Here is a 203-nt window from a genome sequence, read left to right as displayed (position 1 = left end):
GATACCGCACGTAGCGGCCTGGGTGCGATTCAGAACCGTTTTGAATCCACCATCAACAACCTGAACACCTCTGTGACCAACCTGACCGCGTCACAGTCACGTATCCAGGATGCTGACTACGCAACTGAAGTTTCTAACATGTCGAAGGCGCAGATCCTTCAGCAGGCTGGTACCTCCGTGCTGTCAAAAGCCAACCAGGTTCC

At 53.7% G+C, this 203-nt stretch carries 1 protein-coding gene; it reads left to right on the top strand.

Features of this window, described 5'->3' with window-relative positions:
• Nucleotides 1–203: flagellin (locus tag AB6T85_RS23755; protein WP_369897064.1), on the top strand; the 203-nt coding region annotated here is incomplete at both ends.

Origin of the sequence: Erwinia aeris (genome assembly GCF_041224955.1) — a bacterium.
In the GTDB taxonomy this organism is placed as follows: Bacteria; Pseudomonadota; Gammaproteobacteria; order Enterobacterales; family Enterobacteriaceae; genus Erwinia; species Erwinia aeris.
Note: the sequence above shows the minus strand (reverse complement) of the source record. Positions and strands in the feature narration are given on the sequence as shown.